Source organism: Streptomyces uncialis (assembly GCF_001905345.1).
Classification (GTDB): domain Bacteria; phylum Actinomycetota; class Actinomycetes; order Streptomycetales; family Streptomycetaceae; genus Streptomyces; species Streptomyces uncialis.
This window is the reverse complement of record NZ_LFBV01000001.1, coordinates 1,926,884-1,949,316: the sequence shown is the minus strand read 5'-3', so window position 1 is coordinate 1,949,316 and position 22,433 is coordinate 1,926,884. Positions and strand designations below refer to the sequence as shown.

Genomic DNA, 22,433 nt, shown 5'->3' with positions numbered 1-22,433 from the left:
GCAGCAGCCTAACCGCCCTGGTGGGCGCCCGGATCGGTGCCGTCGGCGGGGAGTCGGAAGGGGTGCCGGAGGGCTGTGCGGGGCGGTCGGCACGGAGTCACGAGATATTTTTGGAGTCATTGCAAATTTTCAGCGGCTCTGTTTTTCTGGGGGCATGGCAGTCATCACGGTGTCCGGCCTCGCCCGGACCTTCCGCACGTCCCAAGGCCCCGTCGAAGCGGTCCGGGGCATCGATCTGCGGGTCGGCCGGGGCGAGATCCTCGCTCTGCTCGGCCCCAACGGCGCGGGCAAGACCACGGCCCTGCGCATGCTCACCACCCTGCTGCGGCCCACCGCCGGCAGCGCCACGGTCGCGGGCCACGACCTCGTCACCGACCCGGCCGGGGTCCGCGCCCGCTGCGGTTATGTCGCCCAGTCGAGCGGCCTGGACCCCACGCTGACCGGCCGCGAGGAACTGGTGACCCAGGGGCGGCTCCACCGGCTCGGCAGGGCCGAGGCGAGCGCGCGGGCCGGGGAACTTGCCGGGCTCCTCGGGCTGGACGGGCTCCTCGACCGCCCCACGGCCGCCCTGTCCGGCGGCCGGCGCCGCCGCCTCGACCTCGCGATGGGGCTCACCCACCGCCCCGAGGTGCTGTTCCTCGACGAACCGACCACCGGGCTCGACCCGGCGGGGCGCGCCGATCTGTGGGAACTGGTCCGCCGGGTCCGCGACGACCACGGCACGACGGTCGTGCTCAGCACCCACCATCTCGACGAGGCCGACGAACTCGCCGACCGGCTGGTGGTCATCGACCAGGGCGCGGTCGTCGCCGAAGGCACCCCGGGCGCGCTGCGGCTGGCCCACACCGGGTCGCTCGACTCCTCGCTCCAGGACACCTACCTCGCGATCACCGGACGCGGCCCGCTCACCCCGGACCCGGCACCCGTCGCCGTATGACCGCGCCGCACTCCCCCGCACCCGTAGCCGTCCCCGTCGCCGTCCCTGTTCCCGAGGAGTCCCCGTGCCCGCCCTGCTCTCCGACACCGCGCTGATCTTCGGGCGGTACGCCCGCAAGACGCTGCGCTCCCGGTTCCAGATGCTGTTCGGCATGCTGATGCCGCTGCTGTACCTCGTCCTCTTCGGCCCGCTGCTGACGCGGCTGCCGCTGGACAGCGACCGTTCCTCCTGGCAGGTGCTCGCCCCGGGACTGCTGCTCCAGCTCGCGCTGTTCGGGGCGTCCTTCGCCGGGTTCGCGATCATCGTGGAGAAGGGGCAGGGGGTGGTGGACCGGATGCGGGCGACCCCGGTCAGCAGGCTCGCGCTGCTCCTCGGCCGGGTGCTCCTGGACGCAGCCCTCCTCACCTTCCAGGCGGTGCTGCTGATCGCCGCCGCCCTGGTGATGGGGCTGCGCGCGCCGGTGGCGGGGCTGCTCGTCGGATTCGCGTTCGTGGCGGTGCTGACGGTCGCGCTCAGCTCGCTGTCGTACACCCTGGCGATGCGGCTGTCCGTGCCGCACGCCTTCGGGGCCACCGTCAACGCCGTGACACTGCCGACGATGCTGCTGTCCGGGCTGATGCTTCCCATGACCCTCGCCCCGGGCTGGCTCGACACGCTCTCCCGGTTCGCACCGCTGCGCCATCCGGTGGACGCCGTACGCGACGCGTTCGCGGGCCGGTACGCCACCACGCCCATGCTGTACGGGGTGCTGGTCGCCGTCGGGCTCACGGCCCTGGCAGTGACGGTCGGCACACGGGCCTTCCGGGCGGACCGCGCGTAACTACGCTGGGGTCATGGTCAATCTGACGCGCATCTACACCAGGACCGGGGACAAGGGCACCACCCACCTCGGCGACATGAGCCGCACCGCCAAGACGGATCTGCGGATCTCGGCGTACGCGGACACCAACGAGGCCAACGCCGTGCTCGGTACCGCCATCGCGCTCGGTGACCTCGCGCAGGACGTCGTCGCGGTGCTGACCCGGGTGCAGAACGATCTCTTCGACGTGGGGGCCGATCTGTCCACCCCGGTGGTCGAGGAGCCCAAGTACCCGCCGCTGCGGGTGGAGCAGTTCTATGTGGACCGGCTGGAGGCGGACTGCGACCTGTTCAACGACCGGCTGGAGAAACTGCGGAGCTTCATCCTGCCCGGCGGGACCCCCGGGGCGGCCCTGCTGCACCAGGCGTGCACGGTCGTGCGGCGGGCGGAGCGGTCCACCTGGGCGGCGCTGGAGGTGCACGGCGAGACGATGAACCCGCTGACCGCCACCTATCTGAACCGGCTCTCGGACCTGCTGTTCATCCTGGCCCGGGTCGCCAACGAGTCGCGCGGGGACGTGCTGTGGGTGCCGGGGGGCGAGCGGTAGCCGTTGCCGGGGGCCGAGCGGCGGCCCTCGCCGCGGTCGCTCAGCCGGAGGTGCGGGAGGACTCGCGGTCGGGGGACGGCGGCGGGTCCACGGGGGCTTTTTTCGGCCAGATCGCGTAGCAGAGGGCGACCAGGCCGTGGATGCCCACCACCCGCAGCGCGGTGAACTGCCATCCCCGCAGGGACGACACATCGCCGCCGTCGCCCACGTACCAGATCGCGGCCTGGAGGAGTCCGCAGGCCACGGCCGCCGCGACCACGGTGCGGCCCCACATCACGCCCTCGTGCCGGGCGCGTGCCGCCCCGTACTTCGGCGGCTTCGGCGGCGGCGGTCCGCCCGCGAACCGGTGCTGGAAGTGCCCGTCGATCCACTTGATCGTGTAGTGCCCGTAGCCGACGGTGTAGCCGATGTAGACGGCGGCCAGCCCGTGCTTCCAGTCCGGTACCGCGCCGTTCCTGAGGTCGGTCGCGGTGACCACCAGCAGCACCACCTCCAGCACCGGCTCGCACAAAAGCACCGCCGCCCCGGCCCGGGGCATCCTCGCCAGGTACCGCAGGGACAGCCCCAGGGCCAGCAGCACCCAGAAGCCCACCTCGCAGACGATGATCAGTGTGACGATCACGCTGTGCTCCTCCCGTTCGGCCCGCCGGCTCCCCGCCACCGGCCACCGCTTCCAGACTTCCGCACCCGGGGGCCCGGCACGTCGTCACCGACGACGAACCGTGACTGCACCCTTGGATGTACCGGACGCGGGAACCGGTCCGCCCGCGCGTCGACGCGGCCCGGACACGGAGCGTGTTGGATGGTCGTATGCCGTCCTCATCCCCTCCGCCCCCCGGGGACACCGCGCGCCCGGCGGCCGAGGCCACCGCCGTCCGGCCACGCCGCCGGCCGCGGGACATCGGGCTGCTGCCGCACCACGTCGACCGGCTGATCGCGGCCGTCGGTCTGGGCGGCGGCACCGCCATGTGGGCCATCGGCCTCCACACCCAGAACCAGCGGCCCCTCGACGGCGCCTGGGTCCTGCTGCCGCTCGCCGTGATGGCGGGCACGGAGCTCCTGCGCAGGACCCGTCCCCGGATCGCCCTGCCGGTCGCGACCCTCGCCCTGGTCGCCGACCAGTTCACCCAGGGCAGTCTGGCGACGCTGGTGATGTTCACGGACATCGTCTACGCGGCCGTGCTGTACGGGCCGCCCGTCGACGCCCGGCGCATCCCGGTGACCACGGGGCTGCTCTCCCTGGCCGTCACCATCGGGTTCCTGGCGTGGTTCCGGCGGCCCGAGGCAGTCCTGATCGGGGTGGTCACGGCCCTGCTGTCGTTCGCCCCGGCGGCCACCGGTGTCCTGGTCCGCACCCATCGCGACACCGCGGACGCCGAACGGCTGCGGGCCGAGCAGACCGCGCTGCTCGCCGAGATGGACCGGGTGCAGGCCGTCGCCGCCGAACGTGCCCGGATGGCCCGTGAACTGCACGACATGGTCGCCAACCATCTGTCCGCGATCGCCATCCACTCGACGGCCGCGCTGTCCCTCGACGACCCCCGTACCACCCAGACCGCGCTCGGGGTGATCCGCGAGAACAGCGTGCAGGGACTCGCCGAGATGCGGCGCCTGATCGGGATCCTGCGCGACTCCTCCGAGGACCGCGAACCCGCCGTCGCCCCCACCCTCGACGGACTGGCCGCACTGGTCGCCGGGGCGCGCGTCAACGGGCTGGACGTGGCACTGGAGGACACCCGGGCGGAGGGTTCGGGCAAACTGCCCGCGCCCGTGGAGCTCGCCGCGTACCGGATCGTCCAGGAATCACTCACCAACGCCCTCAAGCACGCCTCTCCCGGCCTGGTGACGGTCCGGCTGACCCAGGACACCACCACCCTGTCCGTGCGGGTGACGAGCCCGTACGGGCACCGGGACGGGCCACGGGCGCCGGGCTCGGGCGCCGGACTGATCGGGATGCGGGAGCGCACGGCGCTGCTGCGCGGGACGTTCGAGGCGGCGCCCCGGGCGGCGGACCCGCATTCGGGGGACAGCGCCGAGGTCTGGTGCGTGTGCGCCACCCTCCCCATCGACACGGCCGGGAATCCCGGCGAAGGAGTGACAGCGTGATCCGTGTACTGGTGGCCGAGGACCAGTCCGCCGTACGGGCCGGACTGGTCCTGATCCTGCGCAGCGCCCCGGACATCGAGGTCGTGGGCGAGGCCGCGGACGGTGAGCGGGCGGTGGAGCTGGCCCGGGAGCTGCGGCCCGACCTGGTGCTGATGGATGTGCAGATGCCCCGGCTGGACGGGGTGTCGGCGACCCGGCAGGTGGTCGCGGAGTCCCTCGCGGACGTGCTGGTGCTGACCACCTTCGATCTGGACGAGTACGTGTTCGGGGCGCTGCGCGCGGGCGCCTCGGGCTTCCTCCTCAAGAACACCGAGGCCAGGGATCTGCTGGAGGCGGTCCGGGCGGTGGGGCGCGGGGAGGGGCTGATCGCGCCCGCGGTGACCCGCCGGCTGATCGCGGAGTTCGCGCGGCCCGGTCGCCCCGCGGCGGGTCCGGGCACCGATCCGGCGGTGCTGGCGGCACTGGATTCGCTCACTCGGCGTGAGCGTGAGGTCCTCGGGCGCATCGGCGAGGGAATGTCCAACGCGGAGATCGCGGTGCGGCTGGAGATGGCCGAGGCGACGGTCAAAACTCATGTGAGCCGGCTGCTGGGGAAGCTGGAACTGCGCAGCCGGGTGCAGGCGGCGGTGCTGGCACGGGAGTTGGGGCTCACCCCGTAGACCCTTGCGGTGTGCCCTCTTTACGGGGTGCGCGAGGTGACGCCCGACACAGGACGACGGGGTCCGGCAGAGAGAAACCGCAGCTCAGGGGGCCGGTGCCGGGCTGCCGTGAAAGAGCGGCCGCTGGCGGTTCGGCGGCTTCACCGACGGGGCCGAAGGGGCCTGTGGGACAGTGACGGCGCGGGTGAATGCGGGTCTCACGCCACGGAGGATGAGGCTGGGTCAGCTGTCAACTCCTGGGAACACCGGGTGCCTTGACCAGGGGGAACCACCCTCCGATGGTCCAGACCTCTTGACCGATGGTCCAGACCTTTCTATTCTCGCCGCACTGCGGTGAGCGTGTCATGGCCATGAGAGTCGTCACGGCGCGTACTCACGGGCGGCGCAGGTTTGGTTCCACCTCCCCACTGGACCTCACCCAAGGAGGCGCAGAATGCGCTTCAGACACAAGGTAGTGGCAGGGCTCACCACCCTGGTGCTGCCGTTCGCGGCGATGGTCGGCCTGGCGACGCCGGCATCAGCGGCGGCCAACGCCACTGCCACATTCACCAAGACGCAGGACTGGGGCAGCGGCTTCGGCGGAAGCTGGACCGTCAAGAACACCGGCACCACCACGCTCAGCTCCTGGAACGTGGAATGGGACTTCCCCACCGGTACCCGCGTAGCCTCCTCCTGGGACGCCACGATCACCAGCACCGGTGATCACTGGACCGCCAAGAACCTGGCCTGGAACGGGACGCTCGCCCCCGGCGCCACCGTCACCTTCGGGTTCAACGGTGTCGGCCCCGGCTTCCCGAGCAACTGCACCCTGAACGGCGGCTCCTGCGACGGAGGCGTCGTCCCCGGTGACGAGCCGCCCTCCGCCCCTGGCACCCCCACTGCCTCCGGCATCACCGACACCGCGGCGAAACTGACGTGGGCCGCGGCCACGGACGACAAGGGCATCAAGAACTACGACGTCCTGCGGGACGGCGTGAAGGTCGCGACGGTTCCCCCGGCCACGACCGGTCCCACGTCGTACACGGACAACACGCTGTCCGCCGGCACGGACTACTCGTACACGGTCCAGGCCCGCGACACGAAGGACCAGACCGGTCCCGTCAGCGCGTCGGTCGCCGTCCGCACCACCGGCAACGGCAACCCCGGCGGTGGCGGCAGCAAGATCAAGATGGGCTACTTCACCCAGTGGGGCGTCTACGGGCGCAACTACCACGTGAAGAACCTGGACACGTCCGGCACCGCCGCGAAGATCACGCACATCAACTACGCCTTCGGCAACGTCCAGAACGGCAAGTGCACCATCGGTGACGCTTACGCGGACTACGACAAGGCGTACACGGCGGACCAGTCGGTCGACGGTGTCGCGGACACCTGGGACCAGCCCCTGCGCGGTAACTTCAACCAGCTGCGCAAGCTGAAGGCCAAGCACCCGCACATCAAGATCCTCTTCTCCTTCGGCGGCTGGACCTGGTCCGGCGGCTTCACCCAGGCCGCGCAGAACCCGGCTGCGTTCGCGCAGTCCTGCTACGACCTGGTCGAGGACCCCCGCTGGGCCGATGTCTTCGACGGCATCGACCTGGACTGGGAGTACCCGAACGCCTGTGGTCTCACCTGTGACAACAGCGGCCCGGCGGCCCTGAAGAACCTCGCCGCCGCGACCCGGACCAAGTTCGGCCCGAACTACCTGGTCACCGCTGCGATCACCGCCGACGGTTCCACCGGCGGCAAGATCGACAAGGCCGACTACGCCGGGGCGTCCGCCAGCTTCGACTGGTACAACGTCATGACGTACGACTTCTTCGGCTCCTGGGCGACGAAGGGCCCGACGGCCCCGCACTCCCCGCTGACGCCGTACCCCGGCATCCCGCAGCAGGGCTTCAGCTCCTCCGAGGCCATCGCCAAGCTCAAGGCGCAGGGTGTGCCTGACAAGAAGCTGCTGCTCGGCATCGGCTTCTACGGCCGCGGGTGGACGGGTGTCACCCAGGACGCGCCGGGTGGCGTCGCCACCGGGCCCGGCCAGGGTACGTACGAGCAGGGCATCGAGGACTACAAGGTCCTCAAGACCACCTGCCCCGCGACCGGCACCGTGGGCGGCACCGCCTACGCCAAGTGCGGCAACAGCTGGTGGAGCTACGACACCCCCGCCACGATCCAGACCAAGATGGCCTGGGCCAAGAACCAGAAGCTCGGCGGAGCCTTCTTCTGGTCGGCGGACGGTGACACCAGCAATGGTGAGCTGGTGAACGCGATCCACACGGGTCTGCAGTAAGCACGTAGGGGTACCGGCGCTCGCCGGTACCCCGGTTCCGAGGCGGTCGGTCCCACACCGGTCGCGCCCGGTACGGAGCCGGGGGGCCAGGAACGCCCCCCGACCCCCCGGCTCACGAGCCCGGTACGCCCCAGACGCGTACCGGGCTCTCCGGCGTCCCGGCTCGCCCGGGGGTTTCCTGTGCTGAGCGCACTTCGTTCCTGTGCCGTCGCTCGGTGGTTTCGCGCAGTTCCCCGCGGGTCGCCTTCGCTTGCGCTCCCGAGGTCTGTCCGGCGGGACGCACTTCGTTCCTGTGCCGTCGCTCGTCGTTTTCGCGCAGTTCCCCGCGCCCCTTTGGGGCGCCATCTGCTTGTTCTTCAGGTCGGTGCCGGTCGGGATTCTCCGTCCTCGATCCGACACGCTCGGTAAGACGTCCAGCGGATCTACTGAAGAGCATCGGAGTCTGCGAGCAGAGATTCCCGCCCACCCCCTCCCGCAGCAGCGCGACTGCACGAGGAGGGGGTCAGCACCCAAAGGGCAACCCCAGGAGGCGCCCCCAAAGGGGCGCGGGGAACTGCGCGAAACGAGCGCAGGCCCGCACCCGAGGAACGACCGCAATGGGGCAGCACCTCAGGGGCGCGGGGAACTGCGCGAGCAACCACGGAGCATCCGCACCCGAACGGGAACCGCAAGGGGCGCGACCGAAGGGGCGCGGGGAACTGCGCAACCCCGTCCGACCCGCACAGGGACAAGTACGCCCCGCACAGGAAACCTAGGGGCGCGGGGAACTGCGCAAAAACGAGGGCAGACCCGCACACGACGGTCAACGGACCGGGGCAGCATCCAGGGGCGCGGGGAACTGCGCACCCACCGAGCGACGGCACAGGGACAGGTACGTCCAGCCGGACGGAGCTCGGAAGCGCGAGCGAAGGCGTTACGCCACGTTGACGCGTTGGCCGGGGGGCGCGGCCTCCAGCCAGGCCAGGAACCCCGTGAGCGCGTCCTCGCTCATCGCCAGCTCCAGCCGGGTCCCGCGGACAAGACACGCCAGGACCACCGCGTCGGACAGCAACGCCAGCTCCTCCTCGCCCGCCGGCTCCCGCCGGCCCAGCACCTCGATGGCCGACCGGTCCAGGACCCGCCGCGGCCGGTGCGCGTAGGAGAAGACCCGGAACCACTCGATCCGGTCCCCCCCGTAGCGGGCGATCCCGTACCCCCAGCCCTTGCCGGACGAATCGACCGAGCCCTCCGCGGAGGAGGGCTCGGGAAGGTTCCAGCGCAGACTGCAATCGAAGGTGCCTCCGGACCGCTGGATCAGCCGACGGCGTACACCGAAGGCGAAGAGACCGACCACAACCAGTGCGACTACCGCGATACCGCCTACAAGCAGAGCGAGGATCATCGGCACCGACCTCCTCGCCTCATCAGTAACGTGAACAGCGGAACGTATCCAGCAATCGCCTCAGCCGCGGACCGGGCCGGAGAGTCTCCGGACCGCGCCGCGGCTGAGTCACTTCCTACAGTGCGCCAGGTCAGCGCACCGCCACCGCACGCAACCGCACATCGGCGCGGCGCTCGGCGGCGGCATCCGCGTCGCCCTGCGCCCGCTCCAGTGCCCGCTCCGCGCGCTGGACGTCGATCTCGTCCGACAGCTCGGCGATCTCCGCCAGCAGGGACAGCTTGTTGTCGGCGAACGACACGAAACCACCGTGAACGGCGGCGATGACGGTCTCGCCGTCACTCGTACGGATCGTCACCGGGCCCGACTCCAGCACACCGAGCAGCGGCTGGTGACCGGGCATGACGCCGATGTCGCCGGAGGTGGTGCGCGCGACGACCAGGGTGGCCTCGCCGGACCAGACATTCCGGTCCGCGGCGACCAGCTCGACGTGCAGCTCAGCAGCCAAGGGTGCTCCTCGGGTCACCACCCGGCGGGCAGGCCGGGTGTTGGGTCAAAAGTGTAGAGGCGTGGGCGAGGGGGCCGGTCGGGGCCCCCTCGCTCAAGAGCGCGGGGCTCAGCTGACGCCGAGCTCCTTGGCGTTCTTGCGGAGGTCCTCAAGACCACCGCACATGAAGAACGCCTGCTCCGGGAAGTGGTCGTACTCACCGTCGCAGATCGAGTTGAACGCGGCGATCGACTCGTCCAGCGGCACGTCCGAACCGTCCACACCGGTGAACTGCTTCGCCGCGTGGGTGTTCTGGGACAGGAACCGCTCGACACGACGGGCGCGGTGGACAGCGAGCTTGTCCTCCTCGCCCAGCTCGTCGATACCGAGGATCGCGATGATGTCCTGGAGGTCCTTGTACTTCTGGAGGATCGTCTTGACGCGCATGGCGGCGTCGTAGTGATCCCGCTCGATGTACCGGGGGTCCAGGATGCGGGACGTGGAGTCCAGCGGGTCCACGGCCGGGTAGATGCCCTTCTCCGAGATCGGACGGGAGAGCACCGTCGTCGCGTCGAGGTGGGCGAACGTGGTGGCCGGGGCCGGGTCGGTCAGGTCGTCCGCGGGGACGTAGATCGCCTGCATCGAGGTGATCGAGTGACCACGGGTCGAGGTGATGCGCTCCTGGAGGAGACCCATCTCGTCGGCCAGGTTCGGCTGGTAGCCCACCGCGGAGGGCATCCGGCCGAGCAGGGTCGAGACCTCGGAACCGGCCTGGGTGAAGCGGAAGATGTTGTCGATGAAGAACAGCACGTCCTGCTTCTTCACATCGCGGAAGTACTCCGCCATGGTCAGACCCGCGAGGGCCACGCGCAGCCGGGTGCCCGGGGGCTCGTCCATCTGGCCGAAGACCAGCGCCGTCTTGTCGAGGACGCCGGACTCCTCCATCTCGTCGATGAGGTCGTTGCCCTCACGCGTACGCTCACCGACACCCGCGAAGACGGAGACGCCCTCGTGAAGGTTGGCGACACGCATGATCATTTCCTGGATCAGCACGGTCTTGCCGACACCGGCACCACCGAAGAGGCCGATCTTTCCACCCTTGACGTACGGGGTGAGCAGGTCGACGACCTTCAGACCGGTCTCGAACATCTCGGTCTTCGACTCGAGCTGGTCGAAGGCCGGCGCCTGGCGGTGGATCGCCCAGCGCTCACCGACGTTGGCGTTCTCCTCGGGGTGGTTCAGCACCTCGCCGAGCGTGTTGAACACCTTGCCCTTGGTGAAGTCGCCGACGGGCACCATGATGCCCTTGCCGGTGTTCGTCACCGCGGCCTGGCGGACCAGACCGTCGGTGGGCTGCATCGAGATCGCGCGGACGATGCCGTCGCCGAGGTGCTGGGCGACCTCAAGCGTCAGCAGCTTCTTCTCGCCCTCCTTCGCCGGGTCTGCGACCTCGACGTGCAGGGCGTTGTAGATCTCCGGCATGGCGTCGACGGGGAATTCCACGTCGACGACCGGGCCGATGACCCGGGCGACGCGGCCCGTGGCAACGGCCGTCTCAACTGTCGTCGTCATTACCTGTCACTCCCCGCGTTCACGTCGGACAGGGCTGCGGTGCCGCCGACGATCTCGCTGATTTCCTGGGTGATTTCGGCCTGGCGGGCCGCGTTGGCAAGTCGGGAGAGCGTGTTGATCAGCTCACCCGCGTTGTCGGTGGCCGACTTCATCGCGCGTCGCGTGGCGGCGTGCTTGGAAGCGGCCGACTGGAGCATCGCGTTGTAGATCCGGCTCTCGACGTACCGCGGCAGCAGGGCGTCGAGGACGTCCTCCGCCGACGGCTCGAAGTCGTACAGCGGAAGGATCTGGCCCTTGGTGGACGCCTCCTCGGCGACCTCCTCCAGGCTCAGCGGCAGCAGCCTGCTGCCGATCGCGTTCTGCGTCATCATCGACACGAACTCGGTGTAGACGACATGCAGCTCGTCGACCCCACCGTCGGCCGTGTCCCGCTCGATCGCGGCGATGAGCGGTGCGGCGACCGTCTTGGCATCCGCGTACGTCGGTTCGTCGGTGAAGCCGGTCCACAGCTCCACGACGGTCCGCTCGCGGAAGTTGTAGTGGGCCACACCGCGGCGGCCGACGATGTACGTGTCGACCTCCTTGCCCTCCGCCTCAAGGCGAGCGGTCAGCTGCTCCGCCGCCTTGATCGCGTTGGAGTTGAAGGCGCCGGCCAGTCCGCGGTCGCTCGTGAGGAGCAGCACCGCGGAACGGCGAGCCGTCTCCGCCTCCGTGGTCAGCGGGTGCTTGGTGTTCGAACCCGTTCCCACCGCCGTGACCGCGCGTGTCAGCTCGGTCGCGTACGGCGCGGAGGCCACCACCTTGCGCTGTGCCTTGACGACACGCGAGGCGGCGATCATCTCCATCGCCTTGGTGATCTTCTTGGTCGCGGTGACGGATCGGATGCGACGCTTGTAGACCCGGAGCTGGGCTCCCATGAGTCAGGTCCCTTCCTTACGTCACTTGGAGACGTTGACGGCAGACGCGTCCTCGCCGAGGAGCTTGCCGTCCGAGGTCTCGAACTCCTTCTTGAACTCCGCGACCGCGTCGGAGATGGCGGTGATGGTGTCGTCCGACATCTTCGCGCCCTCCTTGATCGAGGTCATCAGGCCCTGCTCGTTGCGGTGCAGGTAGGAGAGGAGCTCGGTCTCGAAGCGGCGGATGTCGACGACGGGGACGTCGTCCATGCGGCCCGTGGTACCGGCCCACACGGAGACGACCTGGTCCTCGGTGGCCATCGGCTGGTACTGCGGCTGCTTCAGCAGCTCGACCATCCGCTGACCGCGCTCCAGCTGCGCCTTCGACGCGGCGTCCAGGTCGGAACCGAAGGCGGCGAACGCCTCCAGCTCACGGAACTGGGCCAGGTCGACACGGAGCCGGCCCGACACCTGGCGCATCGCCTTGTGCTGGGCGGAGCCACCGACACGGGAGACCGAGATACCGACGTTCAGGGCCGGGCGCTGGCCGGCGTTGAACAGGTCGGACTCCAGGAAGCACTGGCCGTCGGTGATGGAGATGACGTTGGTCGGGATGAACGCCGAGACGTCGTTCGCCTTGGTCTCCACGATCGGGAGGCCCGTCATCGAGCCCTTGCCCATCTCGTCGGAGAGCTTGGCGCAGCGCTCCAGCAGCCGGGAGTGCAGGTAGAAGACGTCACCGGGGTACGCCTCACGGCCCGGCGGACGGCGCAGCAGCAGGGACACGGCGCGGTAGGCGTCGGCCTGCTTCGACAGGTCGTCGAAGATGATGAGGACGTGCTTGCCCTCGTACATCCACTGCTGGCCGATGGCCGATCCGGTGTACGGCGCGAGGTACTTGAAGCCGGCCGGGTCGGACGCCGGGGCGGCGACGATGGTCGTGTACTCCAGCGCGTTGGCCTCGTCCAGCGAGCGGCGCACCGCGGCGATGGTCGAGCCCTTCTGGCCGATGGCGACGTAGATGCAGCGCACCTGCTTGTTCACGTCACCGGTGCGCCAGTTGTCGCGCTGGTTGATGATGGTGTCGACGGCCAGGGCGGTCTTGCCGGTCTGGCGGTCGCCGATGATGAGCTGACGCTGGCCACGGCCGATCGGCGTCATCGCGTCGACGGCCTTGTAGCCGGTCTCCATCGGCTCGTGCACGGACTTGCGCTGCATGACCGTGGGGGCCTGCAGCTCAAGGGCGCGGCGGCCGCTGGTCTCGATCTCGCCGAGGCCGTCGATCGGGTTGCCGAGCGGGTCGACGACGCGGCCGAGGTAGCCCTCGCCCACCGAGACGGAGAGCACCTCACCGGTGCGCTGCACCGGCTGGCCCTCCTCGATGCCGCTGAACTCGCCGAGGACGACGGCACCGATCTCACGCTCTTCGAGGTTCAGCGCGAGACCGAGGGTGCCGTCCTCGAACTTCAGCAGTTCATTGGCCATGGCCGAGGGCAGTCCCTCGACCTTCGCGATGCCGTCGCCGGCAACGGTGACCGTACCGACCTCCTCGCGCGAGGCCGCGTCCGGCTTGTACGACTGGACAAAGTTCTCCAGCGCGTCCCGGATCTCCTCCGGCCGGATCGTGAGCTCCGCCATCTTGGGTTCCCTGCTCTCCTTGTTGGGCCCGAAGTTCTTTGGGGGTCTGGGGGCGACCCCCAGGAATCCTTCTGCACGGCCCAACCAGGGCCGTCGGACGTACGTTGTTCTGTTGCTCAGCCGGCCATGCGGCGGCTGGCTTCGTCGATGCGGTCCGCGATGCTGCCGTTGATGATCTCGTCGCCGACCTGGACCCGGATTCCGCCGAGGACCCCGGGGTCCACGTCCAGGTTCAGGTGCATCGCACGGCCGTAGAGCTTCGCGAGGGACTCGCCCAGGCGCTGCTTCTGCTGATCGCTCAGCGGTACGGCCGAGGTGACGATCGCGACCATGCGGTCACGGCGCTCCGCGGCGAGCTTGGACAGGGATTCGAGTCCCGCCTCCAGGCTACGTCCCCGCGGGCGGGTCACGAGTCGCGTGACCAGCCGGGTGGTCTCCGCCTTGGCGCGGCTGTCGAGCAGGGTGCCCAGCAGCTCGCTCTTGGCGGCGGCCGTCGCGGACCGGTCGGTCAGCGCGGCGCGCAGCCCGGGGTCCGAGGCGACGATCCGGCCGAACCGGAAGAGCTCGTCCTCGACGTCGTCCAGCGTGCCCGCACGCTGGGCGGCCGTGAGGTCGGCGGTGTCCGCCAGCTCCTCCAGGGAGTCCACCAGGTCACGCGAGCGTGACCAGCGGGAGCGCACCGTACCGGCGACCAGGTCGGCGGCTTCGCCGCCCACCTGGGTGCCGAGGAGGCGGCCGACGAGGTCGGCCTTGGCCTCACCGGTCTGCGCCGGGTCGGTGAGGACCCGGCGCAGCGAGACCTCGCGGTCCAGCAGCGCGGTGACGGAGGCCAGGTCGGCGGCGAGCCGCGTCACGTCGACGGACGTGTTGTCCGTCAGCGTGTCGAGCCGTTCGCGCGCCGCCGCCAGGGCTTCGCGGCTGGCTCCGTGCAGCGCACTCATCGAGCGGCCTCGGCCTTCACGTCGAGCTCGTCGAGGAACCGGTCGATGGTGCGGCTCTGCCGGGCGTGGTCCTCAAGGGACTCACCGACGAGCTTGCCGGCCAGTTCGGTGGCGAGCTGACCGACGTCCTGGCGCAGCGCCTGAGCGGCGGCCTTGCGGTCGGCCTCGATCTGGGTGTGACCGGCGGCGACGATCTCCTCGCGCTGCCGCTGGCCTTCCGCGCGCATCTCGGCGATGAGCGTGGCGCCCTGCTCCTGCGCGTCCTGCCGCAGCCGGGCGGCCTCGTGCCGGGCCTCGGCCAGCTGCGCCTTGTACTGCTCAAGGACGCTCTGGGCCTCGGTCTTGGCGGCCTCGGCCTTCTCCATGCCGCCCTCGATGGCCTCACGGCGCTCTTCCAGAACCTTGTTGATGTTCGGGAGGAGCTTCTTGGCGAGGATGCCGAAGACGATGACGAAGGCGATCAGGCCGATGACGAGCTCAGGGATCGGCGGGACGAGGGGGTTCTGGACCTCCTCGGCCGCCAGGATGAGCGACTGGCTCATGTCAGTGCCTTTCGTCTAGTGGTCTGGTCGTGTTCAGATCACACGCCGTAGACGAACGGCATGACCAGGCCGATGAGGGCGAGCGCCTCACAGAAGGCGAAGCCGAGGATCTGGTTGGCGCGGATCAGACCGGCGGCTTCGGGCTGACGGGCCAGCGCCTGGGTGCCGTTACCGAAGATGATGCCGACGCCCACGCCGGGGCCGATGGCGGCGAGGCCGTAACCGATGGAGCCGAGCGAGCCGGAAACAGCGGCAAGGGTCTGGGACATGCCAGTTCTTCCTTTTCTTTACCGGACCGGTGGGGGTTGGCCACCGGACGAATATTGGAGAGGAGGGGTGCTCAGTGCTTCTCGGCGAGCGCGCCCTGGATGAAGCTGCAGGTCAGGAGTACGAAGACGTACGCCTGAAGGGCCTGGACGAAGAGCTCGAAGGCCAGCATCACCAGGACCATGACGAACGAGACACCCGCGTACGCGATACCGATGCCGTTGAGCAGGTACCAGGTCGCGATGGTGAAGAGCACGAGCAGGGTATGGCCCGCGAACATGTTCGCGAAGAGTCGCACGGCGTGGGTGAACGGCCGGACGAGGAGGTTCGAGAAGAGCTCGATGGTCATGGCCAGGGGCAGGACCGCGCCGAGCGACTTGTCGTAACCGGTGAAGTTCTTGAAGGCGCCCACGAAGCCGTGACGCTTGAACGTGATCGAGACCCAGACGATGTAGACGATGAGCGCGAGGACCGCCGGGTAGGCGATGATCGAGGTCACCGGGAACTGGGCCAGCGGGATGATCGCCCAGAGGTTCATCATCCAGATGAAGAAGAAGAGGGAGACGATCAGCGGGACGTACTTCTCGCCCTCCCGCTTTCCGATGGTCTCGTAGACGATGCCGCGACGGACGAAGTCGTATCCGGTCTCGGCGATCATCTGGAGCTTGCCGGGGACGACCTTGGGCTTGGCGAAGGCGGCCCAGAAGAACCCGATGATGATGATCGACCCGAGCAGGGCGAGCAGCATCGGCTTGTTGAAGTACAGGTTGCTGTCCGCGTCGCCCCAGATGGGCTTGAACAGGAACGAGTGCAGGCCGGGAGCCGGGAAGCCACAACCGTCGAAGATGTGGCAGTCGGTCTCGAAGGCGAGCACCTGCGTCGGATCAGCACTCACCGCGGGCTCCTTCGTGGCGCATAGGTACGGCAACCTCGTTGTGTCGGCGCGGCGCGCAGCCGCGGTTCGGCACTGGACTGGTGTAACGGATGTGAGGGCGGCGATCGGGCATCAAGCCTCGCGCTGCAGGCGTCAGCTTGGATGCCCGCGCCCGCGATGCCGCAGTTGGCACCGGACGATAGCAGTAAGTCGATCGTGCCCTTATACCGGCCCTACCCCTCACGTCGAAGACCCGGACTTCGCGGGCTTGTCAGCCTTCGAATCCTCGGGTTCCACGTAGAGAATCTTGGCCTTCATATGGGCGCGGGCCTGGGCCCCGATCCACACGAGGGTGGCGGCGACGAGTGTGGCCGCGAACGTCCTCGCGTTGAACAGGGTGGTGTCCTTGAACGCCGCCATGAAGATGAAGAGCAACAGGATCTGGGCCGTGTACAGCATCAGGCCCATGGCCTGGAACAGGTGCGGCAGGGACCTGGCGGTGCGTTCGAGCACCACGAGCCCGATACCCATGAAGAGGATCACGATCACGGTCGCCACGACCGCCCCCAGCGCTCCCTTGCCGCCCGCGACCACTCCGCTGATCACAGCGGCTACCGCGCCTACGGCAGCGGTGGGTACGGCGGTCTGGATGACGGTGCGTGCGTCTTGGGACGGCATGGCGGCAGCTCCGCTTACTTGATGGGGGCGTGTGTCGTCATGGACGAGCGTAAACCCGGAAATCGAGAGGGAACCTCGGTCCAATGGGCCGTCGCACTACGGTCCTTCGGCGCTATCCCGGGTTCTCGTGAACGGTATCACAAACTATTTGATGAGGTCTTTACCTATGAAGTGTGCCCACTGTCACACATGAGAGTGACCTTGCCCACCTGTGCATGACAGGCGGGGAGTTGTCTGCTATTAGCGCGGTATGACCGCACGGAGCGCCCCGTTCCGCACCCGCCCGCACGCAACCCACTGTCAACGGACACTCACACAGGGCTCGTACGGGTCACGTCCGGCAACGCGAAGCGGCCCGTACCGTCGACGATACGGGCCGCTGGAAGGTGTCTCAGCGACGACTGCCGGCCCGCCCGCGGTCGCGCAGACGGGAGCGCAGGCCGGACGCTGTCGAGCCGTTGACGCCGCCGGCCCGGACAGAGTCGGAGGAAGCGGACGAACTGCCCGGCTTTCCGGCGCTGTTGGTGATCTTGGAGTCGTTGTCCGCACCGGACTCACGCGCGTCGTCCGTGTCACGGGCGCCACCCGCCCCGGTGAATGTGCCGGAACCGTTATGTCCACCGGGCGCTGAGCCCTCGCGCGCGCCCCGGGAGAGCGCTCCCCCCGCCGCCACACCCGCCGGCACCGGGCCGTCCGCCGCCGTGCCGGACTCCTCAGGAGAGCCCGACTCACCTTCGCCGTAAGGGAGTTGACCGTCCAGCGGGCGCTTGCGGCGCCGGTAGCGGGGCGGGACGAAGCTCTCCGCCCAGCGGGGCGCGCGCGGGGTGAAGCGGGGCAGCAGGAGCAGTACCAGGCCGACCGCGCTCAGTGCCGCGACGGCGAGGACGATCCACATCGACGCCGCGTTGACGGAGTACGCCAGCGTCCCGAACGAGATCAGGGCCGCCCAGAAGTACATGATCAGCACCGAGCGGCTGTGGGAGTGCCCGATGTCGAGGAGCCGGTGGTGCAGATGCCCTCGGTCGGCGGCGAACGGCGACTGCCCGCGCCAGGTGCGGCGCACGATCGCGAGGACCAGGTCGGCGGCCGGGATGGCGATGATGGTCAGCGGCAGCAGCAGCGGGATGTACACGGGGACGGTGGCGTGCACGACCTCGCGCAGCCCGACGTCCCCCTCGGTGAAGAGGCTGTCGGGGTCGACCTGGCCGGTGATGGAGATGGCGCCGGCGGCCAGCACCAGGCCGATGAGCATCGATCCCGAGTCGCCCATGAAGATCCGGGCGGGGTGCATGTTGTGCGGCAGGAAGCCGAGGCACATCCCGATCAGGATCGCGGCGAACAGCGTCGCGGGCGCGGCGGGCTCCAGCCCGTAGCCGTACCAGATGCGGTAGGCGTACAGGAAGAACGCCACCGAGGCGATGCACACCATGCCGGCGGCGAGACCGTCGAGGCCGTCCACGAAGTTGACGGCGTTGATGGTGATCACGACAAGGGCGACGGTCAGCAGCGTCGACTGCCACTGGGTGAGCGCGACCATGCCGACACCGGGGACCGGCAGCCACAGGATGGTGAGGCCCTGCATGACCATGACGCCCGCGGCGATCATCTGGGCGCCCAGCTTGATCAGCGCGTCGATCTCGAACTTGTCGTCCAGGACCCCGACCAGCCAGATCAGCGCGGCCCCGGAGAGCAGGGCACGCGGCTCGTTGGAGCTGGTGAAGACCTCGGAGAGGTTGGTCAGATGGTCGGCGACGAGAAGACCCGCGCACAGCCCGAAGAACATCGCGATCCCGCCGAGCCGGGGCGTGGGCTCCCGGTGCACGTCACGGGCACGGATCTCGGGCATCGCTCCGGCCACGATCGCGAACTTCCGCACCGGACCTGTCAGCAGATAGGTCACCGCGGCCGTGATACAGAGCGTCAGCAGGTATTCACGCACAGGCTTCCCCACAGGAGTCTTCGGCCAGCTCAGCCCCACAGCCTAGCCTCGGGTGCATATGGATGGGGACTTCCGGGTAGCGAGCATGGTTGCACGGAGAACGTACGCTCCCCGTATGTCCCTGCCCGGCTACCCGCCCCGGCCGGAGGTACGTCACCCCGGGGCATCCGGGTACGGCGGGCACCCGTGGACGGGTTCCCGCACCTCCGCGCGGACGGATCTGCCGGCGATCTTGCCACGCAGCGCCGCGGCGAACAGTACCGCGATCCTCACCACCCCCGGTTCCGCCCCCGCCCCGAGCGGTCACCGCGGCCCTGCCAAGCGCGACCCGCGGCCTACCGCGCCGGGCCGGGCGCAGAGTGCCCAGGACGGTCCCCGCAGCCGCGGACAGGCCCCGGGCGGAGCCGCGTACGGCCCGGCGGCCCGTGCGCGGATCACCGGGCACGGGCGGCGGCGTCACATCCGGGCGGTGACGCCCGTCAGCGCGGTGACGACCGGGTCGAGGGCCTCATGGATCTCGTCGCCGATGGACCGGAAGAACGGCAGCGGCGCCCCGTACGGGTCGTACACCTCGTCGGCCTCGGCGGACGGGGCGAGCCGCCAGCCGCGCAGCGCGGCGGCGGCCCGGACCAGGGCGCGGGCGCGTTCCACGACACCGCCGTCGAGCGGATCGGGCAGGGTCGCCGGGTCGATGGCCCGCACCAGCCGGGTGAACTCCTTCAGGGTGAAGGTCCGCAGACCCGCCGAGTGACCCATCGAGATGACCTGGGCGCGGTGGTCCCGGGTCGCGGTGAGCACGAGATCGGCGCGGATCACGTGGTCGTCGAGGAGTTCCCGTCCGGTGAACCCGCTGGCGTCGGCGCCGAAGTCCGCGAGGACGGTCTCGGCGTTGGACTCCATGGGCGCGCCCTCATGGCCCCAGGTGCCCGCGCTCTCCACGACGACACCGCCGCCGAGCGGGTCCCCGAGGCGGTCGATCAGGGCATGACGGGTCAGCCGCTCGGTGATCGGTGAGCGGCACACATTGCCGGTACTGACGTGGAGGATGCGGAACGTGTCCCCGATACCGGTGACCCCCGTGCCTATGCCACGCCCCTCAGGGGCCGTCAATTGGCCACCTCGAGGTCGGGTACGACCTTGCGCAGCTCGTCCGCGTCGAGGGCACCGGCACGCAGCAGGACGGGCACCTTCCCGGTGACGTCCACGATGGACGAGGGCACGATGCCGGGGGTCGGACCGCCGTCGAGATAGACGGAGACGGCGTCGCCGAGCATCTGCTGGGCGGCGTCGCAGTCCTCGGGCGCGGGGTGCCCGGTGAGGTTCGCGGAGGACACGGCCATCGGGCCGACCTCGGTGAGCAGTTCGATGGCGACGGGGTGCAGCGGCATCCGCACGGCGACGGTCCCGCGGGTGTCCCCGAGGTCCCACTGGAGCGACGGCTGGTGACGGGCGACGAGGGTGAGGGCGCCCGGCCAGAACGCGTCCACGAGCTCCCAGGCCCGCTCGGAGAAGTCGATGACGAGACCGTGCAGGGTGTTCGGGGAGCCGACGAGGACGGGGGTGGGCATGCTGCGCCCGCGGCCCTTGGCGTCGAGGAGGTCGGCGACCGCCTCGGAGCTGAAGGCGTCGGCGCCGATGCCGTACACGGTGTCGGTGGGCAGCACGACCAGCTCGCCACGGCGGACGGCGGACCCGGCCTCACGCAGACCGGTGGTGCGGTCGGTCGCGTCGTTGGTGTCGTATCGCCGTGCCATCTAGCGGGCCTCCTCGTGCGCGTACTGGGTCGGGGTGCGGGGCCGGGACGTCACGGTCGTGCCTTGCGCGCGGTCGCGAATCGGGGCCGGTTGTTGAGGTCGGGGTGATCTGCGGCGTCGGCCCAGCCCTCTTCCTCGCTGAAGATCCACGGCACCTGGCCGCCCTGGGTGTCGGCGTGCTCCACGACGACGATGCCGCCGGGACGCAGCAGGCGGTGCGCGGTGCGTTCGAGGCCGCGGATGGTGTCGAGGCCGTCGTCGCCGGAGAACAGCGCCATCTGCGGGTCGTACTCGCGGGCCTCCAGCGCGACGTACTCCCACTCGGTGAGGGGGATGTACGGGGGGTTGGAGATGACGAGGTCGACCTGGCCGTCGAGTTCGGGCAGCGCGGCGAGCGCGTCGCCCTGGTGGACGGCGACCCGGGAGCCCTCGGCGTTCTTGAGGGTGTACTTCAGGGCGTCCTCGGAGAGCTCGACGGCGTGCACCTTGGAGCGGGGCACCTCCTGCGCCATGGCGAGGGCGATCGCGCCCGAGCCGGTGCACAGGTCGACGATGAGGGGTTCGACGACGTCCATCGCGCGTACGGCGTCTATGGCCCAGCCGACGACGGACTCGGTCTCCGGGCGGGGCACGAACACCCCGGGTCCGACCTGGAGCTCCAGATAGCGGAAGTAGGCGCGTCCGGTGATGTGCTGGAGGGGTTCGCGGGCCACCCGGCGGTTGATGGCCTCCCAGTAGCGGGCGTCGAAGTCGGGGTCGGGGACGGAATGCAGCTCGCCCCGCTTCACGCCGTGCACGAACGCGGCGAGCTCCTCGGCGTCGTTGCGCGGCGAGGGCACGCCCGCGTCGGCGAGGCGCTGGGTGGCCTGGGCCACCTCAGCGAGCAGCAGACTGCGGGGGCCTGGGGGTCGACCCCCAATGGGTGGCTGCACGCGAGGTCCTCCGGGGCTGGGCTGTTCTGGGGCGTCGGGCTGGGCGCCCCTCGGGTGTTACGCGGCCGCCAGCTTGGCGGCGGAGTCCGCGTCGACGCACGCCTGGATGACGGCGTCGAGGTCCCCGTCGAGCACCTGGTCCAAGTTGTACGCCTTGAAACCGACGCGGTGGTCGGAAATCCGGTTCTCGGGGTAGTTGTAGGTGCGGATCTTCTCCGACCGGTCGACGGTGCGCACCTGGCTGCGGCGGGCGTCGGCGGCTTCCTTCTCCGCCTCCTCCTGGGCCGCGGCGAGCAGTCGTGAGCGCAGGATACGCAGGGCCTGCTCCTTGTTCTGGAGCTGGCTCTTCTCGTTCTGGCAGGAGGCGACGACACCGGTCGGCAGATGGGTGATGCGCACGGCGGAGTCGGTGGTGTTGACGGACTGCCCGCCGGGGCCCGAGGAGCGGTAGACGTCGATGCGCAGATCGTTGGGGTTGATCTCGACGTCGATCTCCTCCGCCTCCGGGGTGACGAGCACTCCGGCGGCCGAGGTGTGGATACGGCCCTGCGACTCGGTCGCGGGCACCCGCTGCACCCGGTGGACGCCGCCCTCGTACTTGAGGCGGGCCCAGACGCCCTGGCCGGGCTCGGTGGCGCCCTGGCCGCCCTTGGTCTTCACGGCGACCTGGACGTCCTTGTAGCCGCCGAGCTCGGACTCGGTGGAGTCGATGATCTCGGTCTTCCAGCCGACGCGCTCGGCGTAGCGCAGATACATCCGCAGCAGGTCCCCGGCGAACAGCGCGGACTCGTCGCCGCCCGCGCCCGCCTTGACCTCAAGGATCACGTCCTTGTCGTCGTTGGGGTCCCGGGGGACGAGCAGCAGCCGGAGCTTCTCGGTGAGCGCGTCGCGCTGCTTCTCCAGGTCCTTGACCTCGGCGGCGAAGTCGGGGTCCTCGGCGGCCAGCTCGCGGGCGGTGGTGATGTCCTCGCCCGTGCGCTTCCAGGAGCGGTACGCGCCGATGATCGGGGTCAGCTCGGCGTAGCGCTTGTTGAGCTTGCGCGCGTTGGCCTGGTTGGAGTGCACCCCGGGGTCGGCGAGCTGATGCTCCAGGTGGGTGTGTTCGTCGACGAGTTCCGCGACGGCCTCGAACATCTCCGGGCTCCTGATCTGCCTACG

General features: G+C 69.7%; 22 protein-coding genes. 6 read left to right on the top strand and 16 right to left on the bottom strand.

All coding sequences use genetic code 11. The features are described 5' to 3' along the window. Window positions 1–154: 154 nt before the first annotated feature. The 3 genes from AB852_RS08355 (at window position 155) to AB852_RS08345 (ending at window position 2,343) form a co-directional block, all read left to right on the top strand. Entirely contained in the window at window positions 155–937 is a 783-nt protein-coding gene (locus tag AB852_RS08355; protein WP_073785002.1) for an ABC transporter ATP-binding protein, read from the top strand. A 64-nt stretch (window positions 938–1,001) separates the two neighbouring features. After that, window positions 1,002–1,757 (top strand): ABC transporter permease, encoded by a 756-nt coding sequence (locus tag AB852_RS08350; RefSeq protein WP_079184362.1) that lies wholly within the window; start codon window positions 1,002–1,004, stop codon window positions 1,755–1,757. A gap of 13 nt (window positions 1,758–1,770) precedes the next feature. Continuing rightward, window positions 1,771–2,343, top strand: a complete 573-nt coding sequence (locus AB852_RS08345; RefSeq protein WP_073785000.1) for a cob(I)yrinic acid a,c-diamide adenosyltransferase — start codon at window positions 1,771–1,773, stop codon at window positions 2,341–2,343. A 40-nt stretch (window positions 2,344–2,383) separates the two neighbouring features. On the opposite strand, the gene AB852_RS08340 is transcribed toward AB852_RS08345, so the two are convergent. Further along, the gene (locus tag AB852_RS08340) at window positions 2,384–2,965 is read right to left on the bottom strand and encodes a hypothetical protein (protein ID WP_073785698.1); all 582 of its coding nucleotides are present in this window, start codon (window positions 2,963–2,965) and stop codon (window positions 2,384–2,386) included. Window positions 2,966–3,153: 188 nt separating this feature from the next. Here AB852_RS08340 and AB852_RS08335 point away from each other — a divergent pair, with 188 nt between their 5' ends. The 3 genes from AB852_RS08335 to AB852_RS08325 all read left to right on the top strand — a co-directional run bounded on the left by AB852_RS08335 (window position 3,154) and on the right by AB852_RS08325 (window position 7,377). Further along, on the top strand, window positions 3,154–4,449 hold the full coding sequence (locus tag AB852_RS08335; protein WP_079184361.1) for a sensor histidine kinase: 1,296 nt from the start codon (window positions 3,154–3,156) through the stop codon (window positions 4,447–4,449). After that, window positions 4,446–5,108 (top strand): response regulator, encoded by a 663-nt coding sequence (locus AB852_RS08330; RefSeq protein ID WP_073784998.1) that lies wholly within the window; start codon window positions 4,446–4,448, stop codon window positions 5,106–5,108. The genes AB852_RS08335 and AB852_RS08330 overlap by 4 nt, the downstream gene beginning before the upstream one ends. 433 nt (window positions 5,109–5,541) lie before the next feature. After that, window positions 5,542–7,377, top strand: a complete 1,836-nt coding sequence (locus AB852_RS08325; RefSeq protein WP_073784996.1) for a glycoside hydrolase family 18 chitinase — start codon at window positions 5,542–5,544, stop codon at window positions 7,375–7,377. Window positions 7,378–8,290: 913 nt separating this feature from the next. Here the strand turns inward: AB852_RS08325 and AB852_RS08320 are convergent. The 15 genes from AB852_RS08320 to prfA form a co-directional block, all read right to left on the bottom strand. After that, window positions 8,291–8,758 (bottom strand): DUF2550 domain-containing protein, encoded by a 468-nt coding sequence (locus AB852_RS08320; protein ID WP_073784994.1) that lies wholly within the window; start codon window positions 8,756–8,758, stop codon window positions 8,291–8,293. Window positions 8,759–8,888: 130 nt separating this feature from the next. Continuing rightward, complete coding sequence (locus tag AB852_RS08315) at window positions 8,889–9,263, bottom strand: F0F1 ATP synthase subunit epsilon (RefSeq protein ID WP_073784992.1); 375 nt, start codon at window positions 9,261–9,263, stop codon at window positions 8,889–8,891. Between the two features lie 108 nt (window positions 9,264–9,371). Beyond that, window positions 9,372–10,814 carry a F0F1 ATP synthase subunit beta gene (atpD, locus tag AB852_RS08310; RefSeq protein WP_073784990.1) on the bottom strand — a complete coding sequence of 481 codons (1,443 nt, stop codon included), beginning with the start codon at window positions 10,812–10,814 and terminating at the stop codon, window positions 9,372–9,374. Continuing rightward, complete coding sequence (locus AB852_RS08305; RefSeq protein ID WP_073784988.1) at window positions 10,814–11,731, bottom strand: F0F1 ATP synthase subunit gamma; 918 nt, start codon at window positions 11,729–11,731, stop codon at window positions 10,814–10,816. Before AB852_RS08305 ends, atpD begins: the two co-directional genes overlap by 1 nt. 21 nt (window positions 11,732–11,752) lie before the next feature. Further along, the gene (atpA, locus tag AB852_RS08300; RefSeq protein WP_073784986.1) at window positions 11,753–13,348 is read right to left on the bottom strand and encodes a F0F1 ATP synthase subunit alpha; all 1,596 of its coding nucleotides are present in this window, start codon (window positions 13,346–13,348) and stop codon (window positions 11,753–11,755) included. A gap of 116 nt (window positions 13,349–13,464) precedes the next feature. After that, the gene (locus AB852_RS08295) at window positions 13,465–14,280 is read right to left on the bottom strand and encodes a F0F1 ATP synthase subunit delta (RefSeq protein WP_073785692.1); all 816 of its coding nucleotides are present in this window, start codon (window positions 14,278–14,280) and stop codon (window positions 13,465–13,467) included. A 5-nt stretch (window positions 14,281–14,285) separates the two neighbouring features. Continuing rightward, window positions 14,286–14,831 (bottom strand): F0F1 ATP synthase subunit B, encoded by a 546-nt coding sequence (locus tag AB852_RS08290; RefSeq protein ID WP_073784984.1) that lies wholly within the window; start codon window positions 14,829–14,831, stop codon window positions 14,286–14,288. 38 nt (window positions 14,832–14,869) lie between these two features. After that, entirely contained in the window at window positions 14,870–15,100 is a 231-nt protein-coding gene (gene atpE / locus AB852_RS08285; RefSeq protein ID WP_031039373.1) for an ATP synthase F0 subunit C, read from the bottom strand. A 71-nt stretch (window positions 15,101–15,171) separates the two neighbouring features. Further along, on the bottom strand, window positions 15,172–15,993 hold the full coding sequence (gene atpB, locus AB852_RS08280) for a F0F1 ATP synthase subunit A (protein ID WP_073784982.1): 822 nt from the start codon (window positions 15,991–15,993) through the stop codon (window positions 15,172–15,174). A gap of 219 nt (window positions 15,994–16,212) precedes the next feature. Continuing rightward, window positions 16,213–16,650: a Cg1360 family ATP-synthase-associated protein gene (locus AB852_RS08275; protein ID WP_073784980.1), complete on the bottom strand. Its 438-nt coding sequence runs from the start codon at window positions 16,648–16,650 to the stop codon at window positions 16,213–16,215. A 391-nt stretch (window positions 16,651–17,041) separates the two neighbouring features. After that, a complete protein-coding gene (locus AB852_RS08270; RefSeq protein WP_245876641.1) occupies window positions 17,042–18,589 on the bottom strand; it encodes an undecaprenyl/decaprenyl-phosphate alpha-N-acetylglucosaminyl 1-phosphate transferase in 1,548 nt (515 codons plus the stop codon). Between the two features lie 456 nt (window positions 18,590–19,045). Next, a complete protein-coding gene (locus AB852_RS08265) occupies window positions 19,046–19,699 on the bottom strand; it encodes an arsenate reductase/protein-tyrosine-phosphatase family protein (protein ID WP_073784978.1) in 654 nt (217 codons plus the stop codon). Continuing rightward, window positions 19,696–20,343 (bottom strand): L-threonylcarbamoyladenylate synthase, encoded by a 648-nt coding sequence (locus AB852_RS08260; protein WP_073784976.1) that lies wholly within the window; start codon window positions 20,341–20,343, stop codon window positions 19,696–19,698. The genes AB852_RS08265 and AB852_RS08260 overlap by 4 nt, the downstream gene beginning before the upstream one ends. A 50-nt stretch (window positions 20,344–20,393) precedes the next feature. Continuing rightward, window positions 20,394–21,275 carry a peptide chain release factor N(5)-glutamine methyltransferase gene (prmC, locus tag AB852_RS08255; RefSeq protein ID WP_073784974.1) on the bottom strand — a complete coding sequence of 294 codons (882 nt, stop codon included), beginning with the start codon at window positions 21,273–21,275 and terminating at the stop codon, window positions 20,394–20,396. Between the two features lie 57 nt (window positions 21,276–21,332). Continuing rightward, a complete protein-coding gene (gene prfA / locus AB852_RS08250; protein ID WP_073784972.1) occupies window positions 21,333–22,409 on the bottom strand; it encodes a peptide chain release factor 1 in 1,077 nt (358 codons plus the stop codon). Window positions 22,410–22,433 lie beyond the last annotated feature (24 nt).